This is a genomic window from Pedobacter flavus (genome assembly GCF_036324285.1).
Taxonomy (GTDB): Bacteria; Bacteroidota; Bacteroidia; order Sphingobacteriales; family Sphingobacteriaceae; genus Pedobacter; species Pedobacter flavus.
Genome location: NZ_JAZDQU010000002.1, coordinates 1 through 20,948, shown reverse-complemented (window position 1 = coordinate 20,948; position 20,948 = coordinate 1). Strand labels below are relative to the sequence as shown.

Below are 20,948 nucleotides of genomic sequence, written 5' to 3'. Positions count from 1 at the left end.
CATTAATATTGTAAATTTAAGACATGAGCGCAGGATTCATATCCGCCAGCTGGCGGACTGCAGTTCGATTCTGCTCCCCGCTACTAAAAATCATCCCTTTTGTTTAATTACTTGAGGGATTTTTTTATTTAAAAAGTTTTAGGAGCGCAGGATTCATATCCGCCGGTTGGCGGACGAGTCATGGAGGCCTTCACTTTATTTTATTCCTTTTCAGGATTAACCCCGATCTGTCATTCTGGAGGCCCAACCTAGAGCGCAGCGAAAGGTGGCCGATAGGATCTGATGAACTAGTCTATGAGATCCTATCGCTGCATTGCATTTCGCTACAGGAGGACGGGTCGGGAGGTTTTCCGCTACAGTAGGACGAATCATGAGGGCCTTCACTTCTTTTCATTTCAGGATTAACCCCGATCTGTCATCCTGGAGGCTCAACCTGGAGCGCAGCGAAAGGTGGCCGATAGGATCTGATGAACTAATCCATGAGATCCTATCGCTGCATTGCATTTCGCTCCAGGAAGACGATTCGGGAGGCTTTCCGCTACAGTAGGACGAATCATGAGGGCCTTCACTTCTTTTCATTTCAGGATTAACCCCGATCTGTCATTCTGGAGGCTCAACCTAGAGCGCAGCGAAAGTTGGCCGATAGGATCTGATGAACTAGTCTATAAGATCCTATCGCTGCATTGCATTTCGCTCCAGGAGGACGGGTCGGGAGGCTTTCCGCTACAGCAGGACGAATCATGAGGGCTTCACTTCTTTTCATTTCAGGATTAACCCCGATCTGTCCTCATGGAGGCTCAACCTAGAGCGCAGCGAAAGGTGGTCGATAGGATCTGATGAACTAGTCTATAAGATCCTATCGCTGCATTTCATTTCGCTACAGGAGGACGGGTCGGGAGGCTTTCCGCTACAGGAGAACGATTTGGGAGGTTGCTCCACTGCATATTGTTAAAGGATAACGACTCATGGGGTCCTTCGCTATCCCCTACTAAAAATTATTAAAAAAAACGCTCGTCGATAAGCCTATCGACGAGCGTTTTTACATACATATTGCCTTGATTATTTAAAAATATTAATTTCTAATAAAACTTCCATCTCCCATTCTTACGATTGGTCCGTTGGTTCTATTTCTTGCACCCGACCATTTTTGTAATCTTAAACCTAATCTAACCATAAAATATCTACTCATGGTGTTCGATTTAGTATCTACAATACTTTGGTCTGTTACACTTCTATTAACAAAGTTGTTTTGGTTTAAAATATCATATGCTTGGAAGCTAATGGTACCTCTTCTATTCCAAACTTCCTTGTTTAGCGACATGTTAATAATAAACGGATTATTGGTAACATTGGCATTTACACCGCTCACAAAATTCTTGCTTAAATCGTAATTAAAAATCCATGATTTTTTAATTATTACTCTACCATCTAAGTTCAACGCGAGGTTTTTTGTTTTACTGTCGTTAGACGTAGGTAAAGAATTTTCAGAAGTAGTATAGTTATAAGATAAAGCTGGGTTAATTTCGAACCACTCACTAGGCGAAAATCTCGGACCTAATCTTTGCGATAAATTCCAGCGATCGTTGGTGTTAATTAAATTATTACTCATCGATAAACTATGGTTATAATTTGCATTTCCACTATAGCTAATGCTGATTTTTCTGTTCGAGAATGATTTAGAAAATGAATAACCCCCATTTACTCCATAAGCACCATTTAAATTCACGTATCTAGTTTCATTTTTAAAACTATTGTATTCATCAGCAATCTGAACTATATTTCTAGAAATAGAATTTTCAGTAATGGTTGTACCCAATCTAAATGAATAGTTGAATTTAGATCTATTGATGTAATTGTTGAAGTTTAAATTAACCGAATGCCTAAACGAAGCCTTTAAATCTGGATTACCTACCACCGGGTTTTGAACGTTCGAAACATCCCTAACCGGCTGAATTTGATCAAAGCTTGGCTCTGAAGCATTACCATTATAATTTAATTGAATGCTTTTTTGAGATGACCACGAGTATTGAAAACGAGCAATTGGAATTAAATTAAACCCGGTTCTGCTGGTACTCGTACCTGCACTTGCTTTTGTACCAGACAATAAGGTAGGCACAGCCGCTAATCCCAACGAAAATTTCACCCTACTGGTATTACTCATACCATATCTATAATTTACAGATAGACGAGCTTGAGTAAATGAATAATTAAAAATATTACTTAAAGAATCTATTTCAAAACGTCTCTGATCATTTAATATATTACTCGTAGTTGCATCAGTATCATAGTTATTTCTATTTAACTGACCATTAACTTCGAGTTGAGTATTGTTTGTTAGTGGTTCAACATATGAAATACTAGATCTTAAGCTGAAATTTTTATTAGATCGTTCAACTATTCTATTCACTAATGAATCCTTAGCTACAACATCACTATCATCAACATAATAAATTATATTGGCCTCATTTTGGGTCTCATTTGTTCTATTGCCAGCACTTAAACTAAAGTTTCCAGAAATATTTCTCCTTGGTTTATTAAAAATATGCTGATAAAATGTACTTAGTCCAAAACTTGGCGATTTAGAAAGATTTAAATTATTAGACTTTTGGTCTTGATGAATTAATCCTGTCTGAAATACAGTATTCGCAGATGATCCATCAGAATTTGAGATAGTAAAGTTGGGCTGAATTCTTAAATAATTCTTTTTATTAAAATTGAATTCAAATTCACTATTTAAGCTATGATTCTGCCCCGAATTCTGAGACAAATTATTGTTTTTCGCAAAGGTTGTTCCCAAGGAACTAAAATTCTGACTTTCACTAATGTTGGTTGTATTACTTTTATTAGTCCCTAATGAATAGTTCAAATTATAATCTATTTTCTTCGACGCCTTATCTCTTAATGAAAAAGATAAATTAGTTGATGAGGCAGTACCTCCACTAGCCCCACCGCTTCCACCTTGTGAGGGAGAGCCACCGCCATTTACTACCACTCCAGCACCACCCAATCCAGAAATAATATCACTGATAGCTATTCCACCGCCTCCGCCAAATGAAAAACCACCGCCTCCGCCACCACTACTATTCCCTACACCAGTAACCGTATTGTTAAATCTTCCGTTTAAGCCAACTGTTTGGTTTCCATTAATTCTGGTTGCAAATAAAGACGATTCATATCTTTCATTATTGCCGGCAGCCCCCGATAGATTTAATGTATTCCCAACCGATTTTTCGGTCTTAGTTACAATATTTAATATTTTTTCAGGATCCCCCGATTTAATCCCTGTTCTTGCTGCTTCATCTCCATAATCATCTACAACTTGAATTTTATCTACAATTTCGGCAGGTAAATTTTGAACCGCTTCATTAACTTTTCCGCCTAAATACGTTTTCCCATTTATTTTTGCCTTCTTCACATCCTCTCCTTGGTGTTTTACATTTCCATCCTTATCGACCTCAAAATCTTCCATTTTTTTAATCAATTCATCTACCCTGGCATTTTCCCTAACCACATAATCTTTGGCTTTATATTCTATAGTGTCAACTTTATACGTAATAGATGGAGTACCATCAAAAACCACGGCCTCAATCTCATTTGAGAATTCTGCAAGTATAATTGGGTTCATTACAATTCTTGGAATAGCATCGTTTTGCAAATATTTTCCTACATGAATATTATGACCCAAACTTTTTACCTCTAATGTATAGGAAGCCGATTTTATTTTTTTAAATACAAAAAAGCCATTGTCGTTAGTTCGGGTTGTTACTGTATCTGAAGATGAAGTTAGTTTTAAATTAGCTCCTGGAATTGCATTTCCTTTAGCATCTTTTACAACACCGCTGATTTCTCTCTCTAATAAAGGCGGAGGTGTAGTAGGAGTGGTTTGAGCATTTAGCTTAATTGCGCTAATCATGAGTATTGAAATTATCAATACAAAACCTTTAAATTTTAATTCAGATTTCATTTTTGAGAAGTTTAATACTGAATCAATTTATATTTACCCCAAACTTCATTTGGAATTAAGCTATCATTAAACCCACCCATACCTCCTGAAGGTAATGCTGAAATTATATCGCTCGCTTTAATGCTATTTCCATTAATAGTAACAGTGGTGTTATTAAAAACTTCAGGATTAATCCTAACAATAGGATTTGTGCGCAACTGATAAGCAATCTCCTTACTTTGTGCTGCATTAAGTCCTAATAAATTTAATGGTATAGCTAACTCATAAACATATTCATTTGCTGCATTTATCTTAGCACCAACCAAAATATTATGTTCATTATAAACTGAAATTACAGAATCCTGAATAGCAGAAAACCCTTTTACTTTAATTTCTTTAGCTGCTTCTAATTGTTTATTTCTACTCGCATTTAAAATTGAATCCATCCCTTCTACCCTAAACGAACCTGAGGAAGTTGGGCTACCTGATACAACGATTGTTCTTACTTGAGTTGCCGCACTTCTTATCGCATTTGTCGATTGAATTGGATAAGAAACACTAAAACCGTCCTCTACTTTTTTCTCATTCTTAGTATTTATGGTTAATGCAAAACCAGCTGTGATAATTTTATTAATATCCTTTCCGTCTGATCTAGATTTCATTACCAGATATAAATTCTTACTGTCATTTGATAAGGTATAGTAAACATCCAGTTTCTTATTAAATGCACCATATTCGCTCCCCCAATCTTTATCATCTCCATCTATTTTAATAGTAGTTGGCACCTTTATCTCCTTAACTTGTAAATCGGGTAACTTTTGCGCAACTGCAGTGGTTACGAAAATTGAGCTTAATAAAAACAATAAATTCTTCATAAGAGTTATTTTTAAATTTGGTTATATTATTATTGCGAAATCAAACGGATAAGAAATATTCATTAATATACGAATAATTTCGTAAACTAACCTACGAAGATTGTCGTAGTTAACAAAATCTTTAACAAAACTTTAACATTTGCGGGGATTAATAATTTAATCCTTTTATGAAGTTACGTATTTTCTGATTTAGATAAACCCAACAAAAGCAATGTCATAAGAATACAACAAGTCCCAATCCAATCTACCAGCACATAAGGTGTATTTAACCAAAAAACGGCTAATAGGGTAGCCGATAAAGGCTCTATGGTTGTAATAAGACTTGTCTTTTGTCCACCAATTAATTTAATAGCGATAGAAAAAACATAAAAAGCCAAAAGCGTGGCGAATAGGATAATAAAACCGATACTCAACCAACTTTGGTAATCAAAAATCCCTTCATAGTCCCAAGGTGCTTTAACAAAGCTAAAACCGAAACCACCAATCAACATACTCCAACCAATTATTACAGAAGAGGAATAAACTTTTAAAAGTTGGATGGGATAAAGCGTATAAAATGCTAATGAAACAGCTGAAATTAATCCGAGGAACAAGGCGAATTTTGATATTGATAAATTATTGATATCACCATGTGTAACCAATAAAAATGTGCCTATTGAAGCTAAAAAAACAGAAATCAATGTATAATTATTGGGCAACTTTTTGGTCTTAATGGCTAAATAAATGGCTATTAAAACTGGAGCAATATATTGTAAAACCGTAGCAGTAGCTGCATTCGACTCTTTAATTGCTGCGAAATAAGTATACTGAACAGATAAAGTACCCGCTATAGAAAAAAACAACAATTGAACAGCATGCTTTCTGTTCGACCATAATCTCCATACATCCTTGTTTTTTCCAATTAATGCCAAAAACAATAATAAAACACCAGTAATCAGCATTCTTACTGTAATTAACCATTCAACATTAATAGCCTTTTCTTGAAAAAGAAATTGACCTAATGATCCAGAAACACCCCATAATATTGCTGCTAAAACAGCAAATAGAAATCCCTTAACTTTATCGCCCATAATTTAGCACGAAATTAAGGTTAAAAACCACAAAGAATTAGAATATTATTCTTTTGATAGGAATAATAAGTAATGTTAATAAAAAAAGGATTTTAGTTCCCTAAAATCCTTTTTTACAGAATAAAATTCTTGTCTAATTTTTAGACTTATAAGATTCAGCCATTTTTAATGCTTCGTATAAATTAACAATACCACCGCTCACCGAAAGTTCATTAAAATTAACACGTAAAGACTCTCCTTTTTCATTCACATGCTTTACTTTTTCTTCTACTTTAATTGATGATTTCATTAATATATCTCTAATATCTTTAGGTTTCAATTCTGGATGATAAGTAAGTAATACAGCAGCAACACCAGAAACCACAGGAGCAGCCATAGAAGTACCATCAAACTCTTCATAATTAGAACCAGGGGTGGTTGAATTGATCATAAATCCAGGCGCAAAAATATCGACCATGTTTTTGCCATAATTAGAAAAATTAGCCTTTAAATCTGGCCCCAATTTATAAGCACTCGCTCCAACTTCTATCCAGTTTCTCGCAGAGGGGAAACTAAATCTTGTTAAATCTGGGCCTTTATTACCCTCTTCGGTTTTAGACTTATTTACTTGTGTAGGAATATTATTTATAGATGGAGGTGTAGCAACACGATCTAATTTCTTCAATAATAACTTATTATGATATGCTTTACTCTCTGGTGTTTCATAATATTTATTCGGGAAATTATCAGCAAAATCTGTATTCACATTATCATTTCCTGCAGCATGTACTAATAAAACATGCTTTTGTTCAGCATATTTCACAGCCTCATCTACAACCTTTTTATCCCATTTAAAATCCTTACCAAAACTCATGTTTATAATTTTAGCACCATTATCTACCGCATATCTTATAGCATTTGCCACATCTTTATCGCGCTCATCGCCATTAGGCACTGCTCTAATCGTCATTATTTCTACATGATCAGCAATACCATTAATTCCAATTTTGTTTTTTCTATTTGCCCCAATTATTCCACTTACATGCGTCCCATGTTCAGCATCTGGACCGGTAACATCATTATTTCCGTAAAAACGTTCAGAAGAATCTTCGTAATTATCGCCAACCCATTTTTGTCGTTCATCGAAGGTCGGATTAAGGTTATATGTCAACATATCTTTATATTGAGTATAGCCTTTTTTCATTTCTTTACTAAACTTTTCGAATCCTGCTTCATTTTTAGATTCCTTTTTAATGATATTTAAAAGTTGACTTTCCAAATCTGTTTCGGCTTTATATTTTTCAATATCACTATAAGAAGCCTCAGATTTACTGTTTTTTAAGGCAATTTGATTTAAAAACTCCTTAATATAATCTAGGAACTGCATAGTAGAGGACGCATCATCATATTCCTTTCCAAAAGCTTCATTTGCTTTTAAATATAATGCATATTCTAACTTTTCAGCAGAATCCAATTTTGTGGAAGGCAAAGTTGAAATATATTTATCTCTATAGGCTCTAATAATTCTAACCATTTCAAGATTATCGTGGGTAAGATTTCCTTTAGAAGACCCTAAAAAATTCCATCCATGAATATCGTCAACATATCCATTTTTATCATCATCTATTCCATTTCCTGGAATTTCCTTTTTATTTACCCATAAAACATCTTTTAAATCTTCGTGTTTAATATCTGTTCCACTATCAATTACGGCTACTACAACCTTTTGTTTAGGTTGCTTTTTTGAAAGTAATTCTTTATAAGCGCGTTCGGTACTAACTCCAAAATATCCATCTTGCTTTAAATCTAAATTATACCAATTTGGGGGTAGTTTTACATCCTTATCCTGCGCAACAACTGTTAATGAATAGAGCGAAAATAGTAAGTAAAGAAATATATTTTTAAACTTCATAATTTTAAACCTATTGGTGAATAATATTTTAAAAATACATAAATATGATGAAGAGAGCCTTCTTTTTAGCAATTTTTAACATCTTGATGCAAACAAAAAAAGGCCCTTTAAAAAGAGCCTTTAAACCATAATTAGCTATATTCTTATTTAATTTCAATTAAATGAAATTTAGTTTCTGCAGATATTTGATTGATATCCATAAACCTTAATTCTGGAACGTATGCGGTTGTTGAATCAAGCAGAAATCACGAAACCATTCCCTCTTAATCGCGATCTTCGTAAGATTTATTTTCGTTATTAGAAGGAGGAATATTACCATTTTCTCTAATTTCTGTATGTCTAATTTCACCACCAGTAGTGCCTGTATCTTTAGCATAAAACAAAACAACACCTGCAAAAATCAGGGAAATGATGGTTATCCACGCTGAAAAAAATTTTTGCTTATAACTAGCCCATAATCCTATTAAAGAAATACCACCTAAAATGTACGAAAGTATAGAAAAAACTTCCGCAGATTCTTCATGTGTTTCGATGTAATTCTTGGTAATACCGCTTATATTTTCGACCACATGTTCTGCATCCTCGCCTGTATTCATCGCAGCAATTGCGGCTAAAGCTCCAATAATAAACATCATAAAAGCCGTTCGTTTAACAGCTTCAGATTTAGAAATTAATCCAGTAATCATAATGATTACACCAATAATTGGGAAAATAATGGGTAAATGATTTACCACGAGGTGCCAATGTGCTCCATTCATAATGTATGATTTTTAAATTATACGCTTACACCGAAAATATAGCCTACTAAAGCCGATAATCCCATAGCAATGGTTCCCCAAATAGATATTCTCAAAATTGCTTTTGGAATATTTGATCCTCCAGTTTTTGCAGCTACAATACCTAAAATAATTAAAAAGAATAAAGTTGAACCATAAAGCCAATATTCCATACCCTTAATTGGGGCAAATAAAATAACTAACAATGGAAGTACTCCTCCAACCGTAAATGCAGTACCAGAAGCCATAGCTGCTTGTATGGGGTGAGCCTGACTAATCTCATTGATCCCCAATTCATCTCTAATATGAGTTCCCAGCGCATCACTCTCTGTTAATTCGATAGCCACTTGCATAGCAGTCTCCTTTTTCAAACCTCTTCGCTCATAAATTTGAGCTAAAATATTTAACTCTTCATTTGGCATTTCTTGGAGCTCTTTAATCTCGCGCTCTATATCAGATTTTTCTGTATCGGTTTGTGAACTTACTGAAACATATTCTCCTGCTGCCATAGATAAGGCACCAGCCACTAATCCGGCTACTGTAGCCAATAATATGGGTTCTCTTGTCGTACTTGCAGCTGCAACTCCTATGGCTAAACTCGAAATAGAAATAATTCCATCATTGGCGCCCAAAACTGCTGCTCTCAACCAATTACTACGATGGATATAATGGCTATCTAAATAATTATCGATCGTAATTTTAGAAATATCAGTTTTATTAGCCATAGAGGTAAAAATTAAAAATTATTTTATAAATAAACACCTTACATAAATATAAAACAAAAATATTTGGTTATCAGAACTTTACTTTTAAAAAATTTAGTCACCCACAAATTGCATATACAATAAAATTACTGCAGCAACTGTCATTATGATAAGCGTTGTAAAACCTAAAATATTAGATCTTTTACCATTTGTAAATTCGCCCATCACTTTTTTATTATTGGCAATATGAAGTATTATAGCGATTAAAATTGGGGCCGTTAATCCATATAAAATAGCCGAATAAATTAATGCCTTTATGGGCGATAATCCAATGTAGTTTAACAATAATCCTAATATTAAACTTACAATGATAACACCATAAAAGGCTTTCGCTTGGTGAAATTTCTTATCCAATCCTTGTTTCCAACCAAATGTTTCGGCCAAAATATAAGATAATGATCCGCATAAAACAGGAATAGACAAAAAACCAGTACCAATTACACCGATAGCAAAAAGTAAATAAGCAAAATTTCCTGCTAATGGTTTTAAAGCCGTCGCCGCTTGTTCTACTGTGTCTATTTGATGAATCCCTCCATTATACAATACTGTTCCAGCAGTGAGTATAAGGAAAAACATAATTATGTTAGAAAAGAGCATTCCAGAATTAACATCCTTTTCCATTGTATTGATCACCTTTTTATCTATAATGATATGTTTCTTCTTTTGCTTCATATGCTCAACTTCCATTGTTGCCTGCCAAAAGAAAAGATATGGAGAAATGGTAGTACCTAGAATAGCGACCAACATACTTATAAAATCTTTATCGAAAGTAATCGTTGGAATGAAAGTACCTTTAATAACTGCCCACCAATCTTGTTTGGTTAGAAACGGAACCACTAAATACACCAAAAGAACTAAACATAAATATTTTAAAATCGAAGCTAGCTTTCTATAAGGAAGTAAAATGATTAAAACCAATAAAATAATGGTAAATGCTACACTAAAATAATTGGCGTTTATTGAGGGAACTAACAGATTACTTACAGCCCCCATTCCGGCTATGTTTGCACCGATATTCATTATGATAGCCGGAAAACTAAACAACACCATTAAATATAAAACTGGCTTTGGATAATTTGTTCTTAGTGTCCCTGTTAAACCCTGACTAGTAACTAAACCTATCCTGGCGCACATTTCTTGAATTGTAGCCATTAATGGAAAAGTAATTAAGGCAGTCCACAAGGTAGAAAGTCCATATTGGGCACCTGCTTGAGAATAAGTAGCGATACCTGATGGATCATCATCACTTGCACCAGTAATTAAACCTGGACCAAGAATTCTCCAGAAGCGAACTAATTTATTGGATGATTTTTTTGTTTTGCCCATTAAAAATAATCTTATAGTGTATGCCTGCTTTGCTATAATAAACTATATTAACCTAAAAGTTATCTTACAATTATACTTATAATTAAATCAAAAACAAGCTAATGATATGTGAATTAAAGCTATAAGAATCTTTCTTTAATACTAACCGTATTTAATAATCAAAGCCATTTGTCCGGCATGATAAGCAGTATGAGAAATAATACGACCAAAAGCTTCGGCTTTACTTTTTTCTCCAAACTCTTTAGTAGATATAATTGATTCCCAATCTTCATCTTTCTGCAATTCGACGATAGATTTTAATTTAGCAAAAGAATTTAACACATATTCCTTAAGCTCAATTAAGTTGGTCCATTCGCCTGTATCATATTTATCGATCACCGTCTTAGCAGTCACTTTAACCGTTGGATCTCCAAACACATTTTTCGCAAATAAAAGTTCAACATCCCCGATATGCCTAATTAAAAACCCAACAGAATTGGGTGAATCCCCTAATTTTTTAGGCAAATCCAATTCGGTAATTGTGTTTATTTGGTTCGTGAATCTAGTCCTAGATTCCAACCAAAGATCAAGCAGTAAATTAGTTTTAGTTTTCATAATTAGCTTACTAATTAATTGATTAAGAAAGATAAAACTAAAATATTACAAAAGTGAATTGGGAAAGAAAAGACTAAGAAGAAAGACAAGTAAGAGATGAAATGGGGGAATAAGAATTGTAAGTGTAATTTTGATAGGCCGCATTATAATGATACAATCATTTGATAGTATGAAGGGTATTAGGAACTATAAAAAAGTAGATAAAATTTGGTTTCATGGGTATTCACTTAGAGTCAATGTATTGACTATTGTTTAAAACAGATCAAACTACACAATTCTACATGAGCATTCGTAATGTTCATTAAGATAATTGATTGATTCTTTGCAAATTTCTTTTAATACTGAAATGTTAATATCTGACAGTTTATTGATATAAATACAGGCTTTACTCATTTTATATTTTCCCAGATTTGTTAGTAAAATTTGGCTTTTTTTGGTGTTTGAAAAAATGTAAAGCGTAATAGCTGGTTTTCGTGGGGAAAAAGCGAGAATAGGTGCATCTCCTTCGTGACCACTTTTGTATTTGTAATGATAATTGCCAAAACCAATAATAGTGGATCCCCACATTCTGGGTTCTTCACCAGTTAATTCTTTCAGTAGTTTTATGAGTTCAAAGCTATCTGTTTTCTTTTGTTCTGTGTTTGCGAACGAATTTATAAATTCGTAAACATCAGCCATTGAATATGTTGTTTTGGTTTTTGCCATTTTTCGTTTGTTTTTACCCCGCTTTTTCGTAAGCCATCTTTATCCAGTTCAATATTTCTCTATCAATTTCATTAATATCCATAATTTTTATTTTATGCGAACACATTGAGTTGGGTTTTTCGGCTTCTAATTTTTTAGTTGGTTCTTGTCCTTTTAGATTAATACCAATTTCAAAACGTGTTTTGGTTACAGGATTTAAAATGGCAAATTGTTTTTTTCTTCGCAAACTCACATAGGTGTTTTTCGGTGCAATTTCAATATCGTTTCCAAAAGTTGAAATTTCGGATATAAGTTTGTCATAAATCGGTTTGAGGTGTTCTTTTCCTTGATATTGTGCAACTATTAAATCTTCAGTATTTTCAGCAGAGCCTGCATCAGAATTTTTGGCTTTGTGTGCCACAAGATTAGCAAATCCATGCGTAAATTCGTGTTTTTCTTTTAGAAATTTTATTATTTCGCCATGTTTTGAAAAATGTTCTTTTGTTACAATTTCAATCCATTGTTCTAGCGTTTTACCTGTGTTCTTGTGCAGGTTGTCAATCATTGTTTGTGTTGCTTTGTCCATATGTTTTTGTTTATGCACGGTCGTTCTAAAATACCACCCAACGTTTTGCGGCAATGCATTCGGGAGAGAAATAGTATCACAAAAGCCAATAGTATTTCTCAAGTTTTATTAAAAAACTAATGTTGAATTTTGCACTCCAGTCCGCCTTAAGCAATACCCGTGTTAGTGGCTACCCAACTTAATATGCTAAATTTTTATGATCAAGTTCTACATTGAAATTTACATTAGCACCTAAAGCCTTAAATATTTTCATGATCGTATCAAGTCGAGCGTTTTTAATACTGTTTTCAATTTTTGAGATTTGCGCTTTTTGAACATCAACCAACTTACCTAATTCTTCTTGAGTCAAGTTACGTTCCTTTCTAGCTTGCTTAATTGCGTGACCAATCAAATCAATACTTAATTCATATTCAAAAGCGTCTCTTTCAACAGAACCAATCTTTCCGACATGCTTGTCAATCATTTCATCAAGACTTACCGTTTTCATTTTGTTTACTATTTTCATCACCTTTGTTTTTTAAATATTCTAGTCTGATATTTTCCGCTTTCTCAATTTCCTTTGTTGGAGTTTTTTGTGTCTTCTTCAGTATTCCATGGGTAGAAATCACTACTGTGTCATACTTTTTAGATCTATCCCAAAAAGCGAAGAGTCGGTATGCTTTAGAATTGTACAACGTCCTAAACTCCCATATGTTATCGTTTAATTTCTTGAAGAGCTCATTGTCATTTATGTATTGTTCTTTTCGGATATTGTAAAAAATCTTGATGCGTTCCTTTTCTCAAAGATTTTCTAAAAATACCTGGGCTTCTTCCAAAAGCTCGACATCAAAATTTTTCTTCATTCAAAAACTCTCTAATGAAAAGATAAAGCAAAGTTTTCTAAAAAGGAAATATTCAAAACTAATAAAACGTTGGTAGACTATAGACGGTTGCCACTAACGGTTCGGGGCTTTGCGAGTGAGAGGATTAGAAAGCACAAACTTTCAATTTAGCACCAACGTAGCAAAACCATTTTTTTATTTGCTAATTTACACTTTTCAAGCAAATAAAAAATGGTTTTTGCGGAATAGAAGCACAAAAGTTGAATTTAGCACTTAACCCGCTCTCTTGCAAAATCCTTGTTAGTGGCTGTAGCTTTTTGTTTACTCTTTGTTTGATACATTTATCTATAAATCAAAAGATTAAAAAACTTTTGCATTTTCTCGAAATGTTAATTTTTTCAAAAAATATTTTCAGTATAAAAATATTTTTTACTTTTGTTGTCATAACAATAATTGTTTATGCAATCAATTTTAGAATATCAGGATTTTTACAATCTGCTTACGGGTAGAACACCACAGGCATTTAATCGTGTTTTGAATAAGAATTTCAGACAGAACGGAGTAGAATTAACCAAGGAACAATGGTCTATTTTGGCTGTTTTGTGGGAAAATGACGGTTGCTCGCAACAGTATTTGGCAGATAAGAGCTTTCGGGACAGACCAAGCGTAACCCGTTTGATTGACAATATGGAAAAAGACGGTTTGGTCAAGCGAAAACCCGATGTAAACGACAGAAGGTCTAATTTGATTTTTCTGACAAAAAAAGGGAAGCAAATACAGGAAAAAGTTATGAATCTTGTCAATGCTACCGTAGAAGAATCTATTAAAGGAATCAGTGTGGAAAATATATTGACAGTAAAAGAAGTGTTCCATAAAATAAATCAAAATTTAGAGGTAAAATGAAAATTAAAAAATTACTACCTATACTTTTCTGTTTTTTGGCTTTTGAAGGAAAGGCTCAAATTGATGTGAGTTCGTCTTTGCAGGAAGCAATTCAGGAAGCAATCGACAAAAACGCATCTATCCGAAACAAAGATTTGGAAGTGGAAAAAATCAATACGGAAAAGAAAAGCGTTTGGAACAAATACATTCCGAAAGTAGAGGGTTCGGCAAATTATATGTATTTCGATACGAAAATAACGCTCGATTTACCGACAGGAAACATTCCGGTTATCAATCAGCCGGTTTTTGACGGAAAGCAATCGTTTGACAGTTACGGAAACTTATTGATGGGTAGCCTGATGGCAAAAACGGTTTTGTTTAGTGGTTTTCAGATTGAAAACGGAGCAAAGGCTTTGGAGCAAAAACGAATCGGAACGACTTATCTTTCCGAGGCTGAAAAAGAAAGTTTAATTAAAGAAGTGATTCATTCCTTTGACCAAGTACACTTGTTGAACGAAGTCGAAAAATTGCTGATTGACAGCGAAAAACGATTGGCTACCGAAGCCAAAAGAGTAGAAAGGGCTATCGAAGAAGGACTTGCCATTCCGTATGACAGGGACAAAATCAAATTGGCAAATCTCGAATTACAATCCAAAAAGATAGAAATGGAAGGAAAACGAAAAGTCCTTTACCAAAAAATAAATTACCTCACGGGATATTCCGAAAACCAAATCAAAGAAGTAGAATATTTACTTGTTCCTTATGTGATTTCGGAAGATTTATCGGTTGAAAATAAACAGGAGCTAAAAGCTTTGGAATCATTCAAAAAAGCATCGGATTATATGATTAAGAAAGAAAAAGGGAGTTATCTTCCTGTTTTGGGAGCATTTGGAGGTGTTACTTATACGAGCCTTTTTGACGCTACGATGATTACACCTGAAATTCCAATGGTCAATTCCCGACTATACGGAAGAATGAACGAATTTACGATGAGTCCGAATTGGATGGTAGGACTTTCGATGAAGTGGGAGATTTTCAGCGGATTTGAACGTAAGCACAAAATCCACGAAGCCAAGATAAATGCGGAACAGGTGCAAAATCAATTAGACGATACCAAGGAGAAATTTGCTTTGCTTTTGGAAAATAACCTGGCGAATTACAGGATTCAGAATCAGAAATACCAAATCGGTCTGGAGCAGGAAAAAGTGGCTTCAAACAATCTGAATATAGCTGTAAGGCAATATCAGGAAGGGCTTATCAACATTTCCGAAAGATTGGAAGCAGAAAACGATTTGTTTAAAGCATCAACCAATAAAATTCAGATTTTAGTAGAGCAAAGGCTGTCCGCTTTAGAAGCACTTTCCGTAACAGGAGAATTAACCAAAACCATTTTAAACTAAATTATCAAAAGTAATGAAAAAGATATATTTATTATTAGTTGTAGTGATTTCCGTTATCGGTTGCGGTAAGCCGAAAACCGAGGTTATTCAGGGAAAAATCGAACGAGAGCAAATCGGAATCGTATCGAAAATTCCGGGAAAAATCATTGAAATCCGTATTCAGGAAGGAGATTTTGTGAGAAAAGGCGATACGCTTGCTATTTTGGACATTCCCGAAGTCGATGCCAAAAAAAGTCAGGCAGAGGGTGCTGTTCAGTCGGCAAAAGCCCAATATGATATGACTTTGAAAGGAGCTACGGATAATCAGCTCAAACAGCTAGAAGCCAAACAAAAAGCACTCAAAGAACAGTACGAACTGGCTCAAAAATCCATTAACCGATTGTCAAATATGCTTAAAGATTCGTTGGTTTCCCAACAGATGTATGATGAGGCTTTCGCTAAATATCAGGGGGCTCAATCGCAGTATCTGGCTGTTCAGGCTGAAATTTCGGACGTGAAATACGGAGCAAGAATCGAACAGCAAAAAATGGCATTGGGACAGCAGGAAAGGGCTTTGGGAGCTTTACAGGAAGTTTCGGTTGCGGATTCCGAGCGGTATATCATTGCTCCTCAGGATATGACGGTAGAGTCCATTACGCTTAAAGCAGGGGAGCTGGCACTTCCCGGTTATACCTTGATTAGCGGAACGATTTCGGAATCGACTTATTTCCGTTTTACGATTCCCGAAAGCCGGCTTTCAAAGGTTCAGAAAGGACAGGAAGTAATGGTTAATGTGGACTATAACAAAAGTCAGGTTAAGGGAAAAATAACTTCGGTTAAGGCTTTGGGAGCTTATGCAAATATTGCAACGGCTTATCCCGATTACGAAATTCAGGAGAGTCTTTTTGAGATAAAAATCAGTCCGATTGATATCAGTCAGGCCAAAGATTTGTTTACGAAAACTACGGTTACTTTAGAACTGTTAAAATAAAAATCAAATGAAAAACTTTTTTTCACTTATAAAAAGGGAATTCCGTTTGTTTTGGGATAACAGTGTGCTTCGGTTGCTTTTTATCGGGGCTCCGATTATGTACGGAATACTTTTAGGTTTTGTTTATCAGAAAGGAAAAGTTACGGATTTGCCTGTTGTGGTGGTTGATGAAGACCAAAGTCAGATGAGCCGAAAAGCTATTGAAATGATGCAGGATAATGAGGTTCTGAACGTGGCTTTTATCCGGTACGACCAGAACGATTTAGCTAAAATCGTAGCGGAAAACGATAATATTCCTGCGGTTGTGATTATTCCGAAAGATTTTGAGAAACAGGTAATGACCAAAAAATATCCCGAAGTGCTTACGATTGTGAATACTTCGAATGTTTTGACTGCCAATTATGCTTCGACAGCCATTCAGGTTTGTTTGGGAACATTCAAAGCGGGAGTTCAGATTGAAGCTCTTAAAAAACAAGGAATGCCCGAAAGTGTGGCTATGTCGCAATATGAGCCGTTCAAAACCACCTTTATCAAAAAATACAACCGAAGCACGAACTATATGTACTTTTTGTGGCCTGGCATTTTGGCAACGGTTTTACAACAGGTTTTGCTGTTAGGCTTGGCTTTGTCCTTTGCTTCGGAATATGAAAACGGAACTTTCAGAACATTGGTTTCGGAAAACAAATCCCTACTTAAAATAATGGCAGTTAAGATAATTCCGTATCTGATAATGAGCTTCGGTATTTGGATTTTGTATTATCTGTTTACGTTTTGGTTCAGGATTCCGTTTTATGAAAATCTGGGTGCTTTGACCTTTGTAGCGGGAATTTTCGTGTTGTCGGTATGTTTTATCGGGATATTGGTAAGCATATTGATTCCGAGTCAGCTCAAAGCAACCGAAATATTAATGGTTATCGCCACTCCGAGCTTTATTTTGAGCGGATTTACGTGGCCGCTTTCACAAATGCCCGATTGGGTTGTGGCTGTTGCAAACGTGATTCCGCTTACACATTTCTTACAGGCATTCAGAATTTTGCTTATAGAAGAAGGAACGTTGTCCCAATGTTCGGGTGCTGTTTGGGCTATGATTTGGATTGGACTTGTTTGTGCGGTTTTGTCTTATGTGGCTTTGTATTTTAAAAAGAGAAAGGTATTGAAACAAGGTTGAATTTTGTACTGCAAAAAAATCCTGTGTGGTAGATTTTTATTATTTTTTTCTGTGTCAGGTTGTTATTTTTCAGCCGTTTAATTTCAGGGGTACGGTTGTTCTGCCATTGCCACTAACGTTTTGGCGCTTGGCGCAGTGGCGGATTTCGGAGCACAAAACTGTCAATACACCACAAAAGTTGATGCGAGGTATAATGTTCAATTAACCACGTCACCCGCCATTGAGCCAAACGCCTGTTATAGGGCGTTTTTCTTTGTCCGTCCACTATTCTTTGTTCCAATTTAGTCAGCTTGTGGTGATTTAATCATTTCTACATAATTGATTGGTTTTGCTAATACTGGAACATTGTCTGAACTTTTTCCTGTCTCGAAAATTGTCTTCCAATAATCGTAATTTTTCTTACCCGAAAATGTTGTGTTTGCCATTGCTCTGTCTTTCCATAGTGGTAACATTTTTAGATTGATTACAAAGTTTCTAATGTTTGTCCAAAGTTGGTCATCAAATTTTTGCTGAAACAAGGAGTTGTTGTTGAACTTTCTTCCTGTGTTGCTGAAGTAATTAATGATAACATCTTTAACATAGCCAAGCCAATTGAACATAATTTCTTCCTTACTCATACGAAATGCGATTAAATGGTCGTCAGTTATGTCGTTGTCTTTGCCTGCAATTACTTTGTTTTCAATTTTTGCAACACCAATTTCAGGAAGGAATTTGTTTATGTAAATTTCTTCCGCAATTATGTTTAAAAGAGTAATTGTCTGACTTATTTCAAGTTCACGTGGATTTAGTCCTTCGTCAGATTTGAAGTTAATTGGAGTAGAAAGTAGCTTTTTACTGTCAATGAAAATTGTCAAGAATGATTTGTCAAATGCACTGTAAGAAATAGGAACTTCTTTTGCCTTACCTTCTCTGTCAATATAATCTTTGAGTTTATTTTCGTTTGCTTCTGTAATTGAATGTTTGATGCTGTCAATAATGTATTTTTTAATGTTGGCATTATCACCTTTAAAATATTCAACCAATTTTTGCTCGGAAAATGAAAAGTCGTCAGATTTTAAATTATGGTCTTCTTGATATTTCTTAATTCGTTCATAATAAAGGGTGTTATTAAGTTGACGCATTACGGATTTGTCAAATGCAATTTGGCTTAAAACACTTCCCGCATTAGTGTTTGTTTCTGTTAACCTGTCAATGTCGGGAGAAATGAAAATGCGAAGTAATAGGGATTTAGTTCCTAAAAGTATTTGTGCAACGGCTTTATGTTGTCCATCAAAAATTTTGATTTTGTTTTCTTCAATGCGACCTAAACTTAAATGTAATTGAGGGTTTTTCTTTTCAAACTCTTTTACGAGTTTGCTGATACTACTGTTAATTCCCCTTGGATTAATAAGTTCATCGTGGTAAACGTATTCAAGTGGTAAGGCAATGAAACAAGTTTGTTCGTTTGATAAATGGTCTGTATGGATTTCTGTTTCATAAATTGTATTGTCTCCAATGTCTGAGAAACTATATTTTAGTTTGTTCCCGTCAGTCGTGTATTTGAAGTCAAACTTTGACCCGTTATAATGCTTTAAAACTTGTTTTAGAGACGCAGATTTGTTTTCACTTGTCAAAGTTTCTTCTTGTATTTTCTTCAGTTTGTGAAGAATTCTTGCAATTTTAAGGTCAGCGTCTTGTTTTGACTTGTTACAACTTTCGTGGGTCGTTGCAAAATTTTCTTCACTATCCTTTCCCTTGTTTGCTAAAGGAGTAATGTGGTCAATATTTGTTGAATGTAACTTTAGGTCTATTGCTTCTCCGCAAATAAAACATTTGTGATTTTGAATGTTAAGTAGTTTAAGAGTTAAATCTTCATATTCCTTTTCGGAAAGCGAGTTAAGATACTTTGAAGCCATATTTTATTTTTAAGTTTTTAATTATTGTCTGTCAGGTCGTTTTTGGTTTGCACTGTCATTTTTAAAATGCCCTATAATGGCTCGGCGACTTGGCGAAGTAGCGAAGCTGTATCGAAGATACAAAAGCGGAGCTATTTAGCCAAGTCGCTTGTTGTAAGCAGTCCGCGAAGCGGCGGCTTACGGCAAGCGACGTAAGTCGCCGAGCCATTGTTAGCAAGGAGCGCAGCGGATTGCTAACAACAATAGGATTAGCGAAACAAGTTTCGTTAATCTGTATATGTGCGTAGTTTAAAAATTTACATAATATTAATAATATTATACTTATATTAACTATTAATTATCCCAAGATAATTAATTTTCATTTATTAGGGAGAATTATAAAAAAATTAAAGAATTATATTTCGATTAATAAATCCTAATTAATTAATTTTGTTAATTCCATAATAACCTTTACATTCTATCTTAGTTTATTTCTTCTTTTTTGTCCTTTGATTGTGCACCGTAATAATTAAATCAATCATAAAAGAGACAAAAAAAAGCACCAAAAAGCCTACTATTCTTACACAATCCATCAAACAAATTGATAAATTAAAATTAAAAATTAAGAAAATAAGAAAACTGCGGGAAACCGCAAACCAGAAAACTGCCTGACGATAGGCAGGCTTCAATGGCTAAACTTGGCCTCTAGAATGACAATTCAAGGGTTAAAATTTGAATAATTATTGGAATTCAGGAAAATCGGACTTCCCGTCTCTCGGACTAAAAAACTCTTACAAAAAAAAGCCTCACAACGTTAGTTGTAAAGCTTTTAGTAAAATTTGGCACCGACCTACTCTCCCATCCCGAGGCTTCGGGACAGTACCATAATAAGTAGATGGTAGTCAGTAATTAGTAGTCAGTAGTTAGATACTTTTTACTAAAGACTATTTATACAGTACCCTGTAATAAACAAAATGACTTCTGTAATAATTCTCGACAGCCAGCCTCTCAGACTTGCCGTCTTTCGGACTTCCCGACTTCCGGACTCCCGGACTCCCGGACTTAAAACTCCCATAAACAAAAAAGCCTCACAACATTCGTTGTAAGGCTTTATAAAATTTGGCACCGACCTACTCTCCCATCCCGAGGCTTCGGGACAGTACCATCGGCTATTGCGGGAATAAACTGTTCAAAAACAAAAAAGCCTCACAACATTCGTTGTAAGGCTTTATAAAATTTGGCACCGACCTACTCTCCCACATGTTACTGCAGTACCATCGGCTCTGGCGGGCTTAACTTCTCTGTTCGGAATGGGAAGAGGTGG

Annotated in this window: 17 protein-coding genes and 1 rRNA gene; 4 read left to right on the top strand and 14 right to left on the bottom strand. The window is 34.8% G+C overall.

The genetic code is table 11. The features are described 5' to 3' along the window. Positions 1 to 1,072: 1,072 nt before the first annotated feature. The 12 genes from VRU49_RS06010 to VRU49_RS05955 form a co-directional block, all read right to left on the bottom strand. Positions 1,073 to 3,964 (bottom strand): TonB-dependent receptor, encoded by a 2,892-nt coding sequence (locus tag VRU49_RS06010; protein ID WP_330145896.1) that lies wholly within the window; start codon positions 3,962 to 3,964, stop codon positions 1,073 to 1,075. 11 nt (positions 3,965 to 3,975) lie between these two features. Beyond that, complete coding sequence (locus tag VRU49_RS06005; RefSeq protein ID WP_330145895.1) at positions 3,976 to 4,818, bottom strand: hypothetical protein; 843 nt, start codon at positions 4,816 to 4,818, stop codon at positions 3,976 to 3,978. 173 nt (positions 4,819 to 4,991) lie between these two features. Next, positions 4,992 to 5,888 (bottom strand): DMT family transporter, encoded by an 897-nt coding sequence (locus VRU49_RS06000; RefSeq protein ID WP_330145894.1) that lies wholly within the window; start codon positions 5,886 to 5,888, stop codon positions 4,992 to 4,994. A 133-nt stretch (positions 5,889 to 6,021) separates the two neighbouring features. Beyond that, the gene (locus tag VRU49_RS05995; protein ID WP_330145893.1) at positions 6,022 to 7,779 is read right to left on the bottom strand and encodes a S8 family peptidase; all 1,758 of its coding nucleotides are present in this window, start codon (positions 7,777 to 7,779) and stop codon (positions 6,022 to 6,024) included. Between the two features lie 263 nt (positions 7,780 to 8,042). Further along, positions 8,043 to 8,537 (bottom strand): hypothetical protein, encoded by a 495-nt coding sequence (locus VRU49_RS05990; RefSeq protein ID WP_330145892.1) that lies wholly within the window; start codon positions 8,535 to 8,537, stop codon positions 8,043 to 8,045. A gap of 17 nt (positions 8,538 to 8,554) precedes the next feature. Next, positions 8,555 to 9,280, bottom strand: coding sequence for a VIT1/CCC1 transporter family protein (locus tag VRU49_RS05985; protein ID WP_330145891.1), 726 nt, complete (start codon positions 9,278 to 9,280; stop codon positions 8,555 to 8,557). Between the two features lie 93 nt (positions 9,281 to 9,373). Continuing rightward, positions 9,374 to 10,645 (bottom strand): Nramp family divalent metal transporter, encoded by a 1,272-nt coding sequence (locus VRU49_RS05980; protein ID WP_330145890.1) that lies wholly within the window; start codon positions 10,643 to 10,645, stop codon positions 9,374 to 9,376. A gap of 141 nt (positions 10,646 to 10,786) precedes the next feature. Next, entirely contained in the window at positions 10,787 to 11,239 is a 453-nt protein-coding gene (locus tag VRU49_RS05975) for a DinB family protein (RefSeq protein WP_330145889.1), read from the bottom strand. 267 nt (positions 11,240 to 11,506) lie between these two features. Further along, positions 11,507 to 11,944: a DUF1801 domain-containing protein gene (locus tag VRU49_RS05970; protein ID WP_330145888.1), complete on the bottom strand. Its 438-nt coding sequence runs from the start codon at positions 11,942 to 11,944 to the stop codon at positions 11,507 to 11,509. A gap of 13 nt (positions 11,945 to 11,957) precedes the next feature. Continuing rightward, positions 11,958 to 12,611, bottom strand: coding sequence for a DUF4287 domain-containing protein (locus VRU49_RS05965; RefSeq protein WP_330145887.1), 654 nt, complete (start codon positions 12,609 to 12,611; stop codon positions 11,958 to 11,960). Between the two features lie 76 nt (positions 12,612 to 12,687). Then, positions 12,688 to 13,014, bottom strand: coding sequence for a helix-turn-helix domain-containing protein (locus VRU49_RS05960; protein WP_330145886.1), 327 nt, complete (start codon positions 13,012 to 13,014; stop codon positions 12,688 to 12,690). Beyond that, positions 12,977 to 13,240, bottom strand: coding sequence for a type II toxin-antitoxin system RelE/ParE family toxin (locus tag VRU49_RS05955; protein ID WP_330146916.1), 264 nt, complete (start codon positions 13,238 to 13,240; stop codon positions 12,977 to 12,979). The genes VRU49_RS05960 and VRU49_RS05955 overlap by 38 nt, the downstream gene beginning before the upstream one ends. Positions 13,241 to 13,789: 549 nt before the next feature. On the opposite strand from VRU49_RS05955, the gene VRU49_RS05950 reads away from it, so the two are divergent. From VRU49_RS05950 to VRU49_RS05935, 4 genes are read left to right on the top strand one after another with little or no spacing between them, the layout of a single operon-like run. Continuing rightward, the gene (locus VRU49_RS05950) at positions 13,790 to 14,233 is read left to right on the top strand and encodes a MarR family winged helix-turn-helix transcriptional regulator (RefSeq protein ID WP_330145885.1); all 444 of its coding nucleotides are present in this window, start codon (positions 13,790 to 13,792) and stop codon (positions 14,231 to 14,233) included. Further along, entirely contained in the window at positions 14,230 to 15,612 is a 1,383-nt protein-coding gene (locus VRU49_RS05945; protein WP_330145884.1) for a TolC family protein, read from the top strand. The genes VRU49_RS05950 and VRU49_RS05945 overlap by 4 nt, the downstream gene beginning before the upstream one ends. A 13-nt stretch (positions 15,613 to 15,625) precedes the next feature. After that, positions 15,626 to 16,582: an HlyD family secretion protein gene (locus VRU49_RS05940; protein WP_330145883.1), complete on the top strand. Its 957-nt coding sequence runs from the start codon at positions 15,626 to 15,628 to the stop codon at positions 16,580 to 16,582. 7 nt (positions 16,583 to 16,589) lie between these two features. Then, positions 16,590 to 17,750, top strand: coding sequence for an ABC transporter permease (locus VRU49_RS05935; RefSeq protein ID WP_330145882.1), 1,161 nt, complete (start codon positions 16,590 to 16,592; stop codon positions 17,748 to 17,750). Positions 17,751 to 18,031: 281 nt separating this feature from the next. Here the strand turns inward: VRU49_RS05935 and VRU49_RS05930 are convergent, their stop codons facing one another. Beyond that, on the bottom strand, positions 18,032 to 19,645 hold the full coding sequence (locus VRU49_RS05930) for an HNH endonuclease (RefSeq protein ID WP_330145881.1): 1,614 nt from the start codon (positions 19,643 to 19,645) through the stop codon (positions 18,032 to 18,034). A 1,214-nt stretch (positions 19,646 to 20,859) separates the two neighbouring features. Next, positions 20,860 to 20,948, bottom strand: a 5S ribosomal RNA gene (gene rrf / locus VRU49_RS05925); the annotation flags it as partial.

Coding starts and splice junctions, on each gene's coding strand:
- VRU49_RS05995 (WP_330145893.1), bottom strand. CDS start 7,779: ATGAAGTTTAAAAATATATTTCTTTACTTACTATTTTCGCTCTATTCA.
- VRU49_RS05990 (WP_330145892.1), bottom strand. CDS start 8,537: ATGAATGGAGCACATTGGCACCTCGTGGTAAATCATTTACCCATTATT.
- VRU49_RS06000 (WP_330145894.1), bottom strand. CDS start 5,888: ATGGGCGATAAAGTTAAGGGATTTCTATTTGCTGTTTTAGCAGCAATA.
- VRU49_RS05940 (WP_330145883.1), top strand. CDS start 15,626: ATGAAAAAGATATATTTATTATTAGTTGTAGTGATTTCCGTTATCGGT.
- VRU49_RS05935 (WP_330145882.1), top strand. CDS start 16,590: ATGAAAAACTTTTTTTCACTTATAAAAAGGGAATTCCGTTTGTTTTGG.
- VRU49_RS05950 (WP_330145885.1), top strand. CDS start 13,790: ATGCAATCAATTTTAGAATATCAGGATTTTTACAATCTGCTTACGGGT.
- VRU49_RS05960 (WP_330145886.1), bottom strand. CDS start 13,014: ATGAAAATAGTAAACAAAATGAAAACGGTAAGTCTTGATGAAATGATT.
- VRU49_RS05930 (WP_330145881.1), bottom strand. CDS start 19,645: ATGGCTTCAAAGTATCTTAACTCGCTTTCCGAAAAGGAATATGAAGAT.
- VRU49_RS05980 (WP_330145890.1), bottom strand. CDS start 10,645: ATGGGCAAAACAAAAAAATCATCCAATAAATTAGTTCGCTTCTGGAGA.
- VRU49_RS06010 (WP_330145896.1), bottom strand. CDS start 3,964: ATGAAATCTGAATTAAAATTTAAAGGTTTTGTATTGATAATTTCAATA.
- VRU49_RS06005 (WP_330145895.1), bottom strand. CDS start 4,818: ATGAAGAATTTATTGTTTTTATTAAGCTCAATTTTCGTAACCACTGCA.
- VRU49_RS05970 (WP_330145888.1), bottom strand. CDS start 11,944: ATGGCAAAAACCAAAACAACATATTCAATGGCTGATGTTTACGAATTT.
- VRU49_RS05975 (WP_330145889.1), bottom strand. CDS start 11,239: ATGAAAACTAAAACTAATTTACTGCTTGATCTTTGGTTGGAATCTAGG.
- VRU49_RS05945 (WP_330145884.1), top strand. CDS start 14,230: ATGAAAATTAAAAAATTACTACCTATACTTTTCTGTTTTTTGGCTTTT.
- VRU49_RS05985 (WP_330145891.1), bottom strand. CDS start 9,280: ATGGCTAATAAAACTGATATTTCTAAAATTACGATCGATAATTATTTA.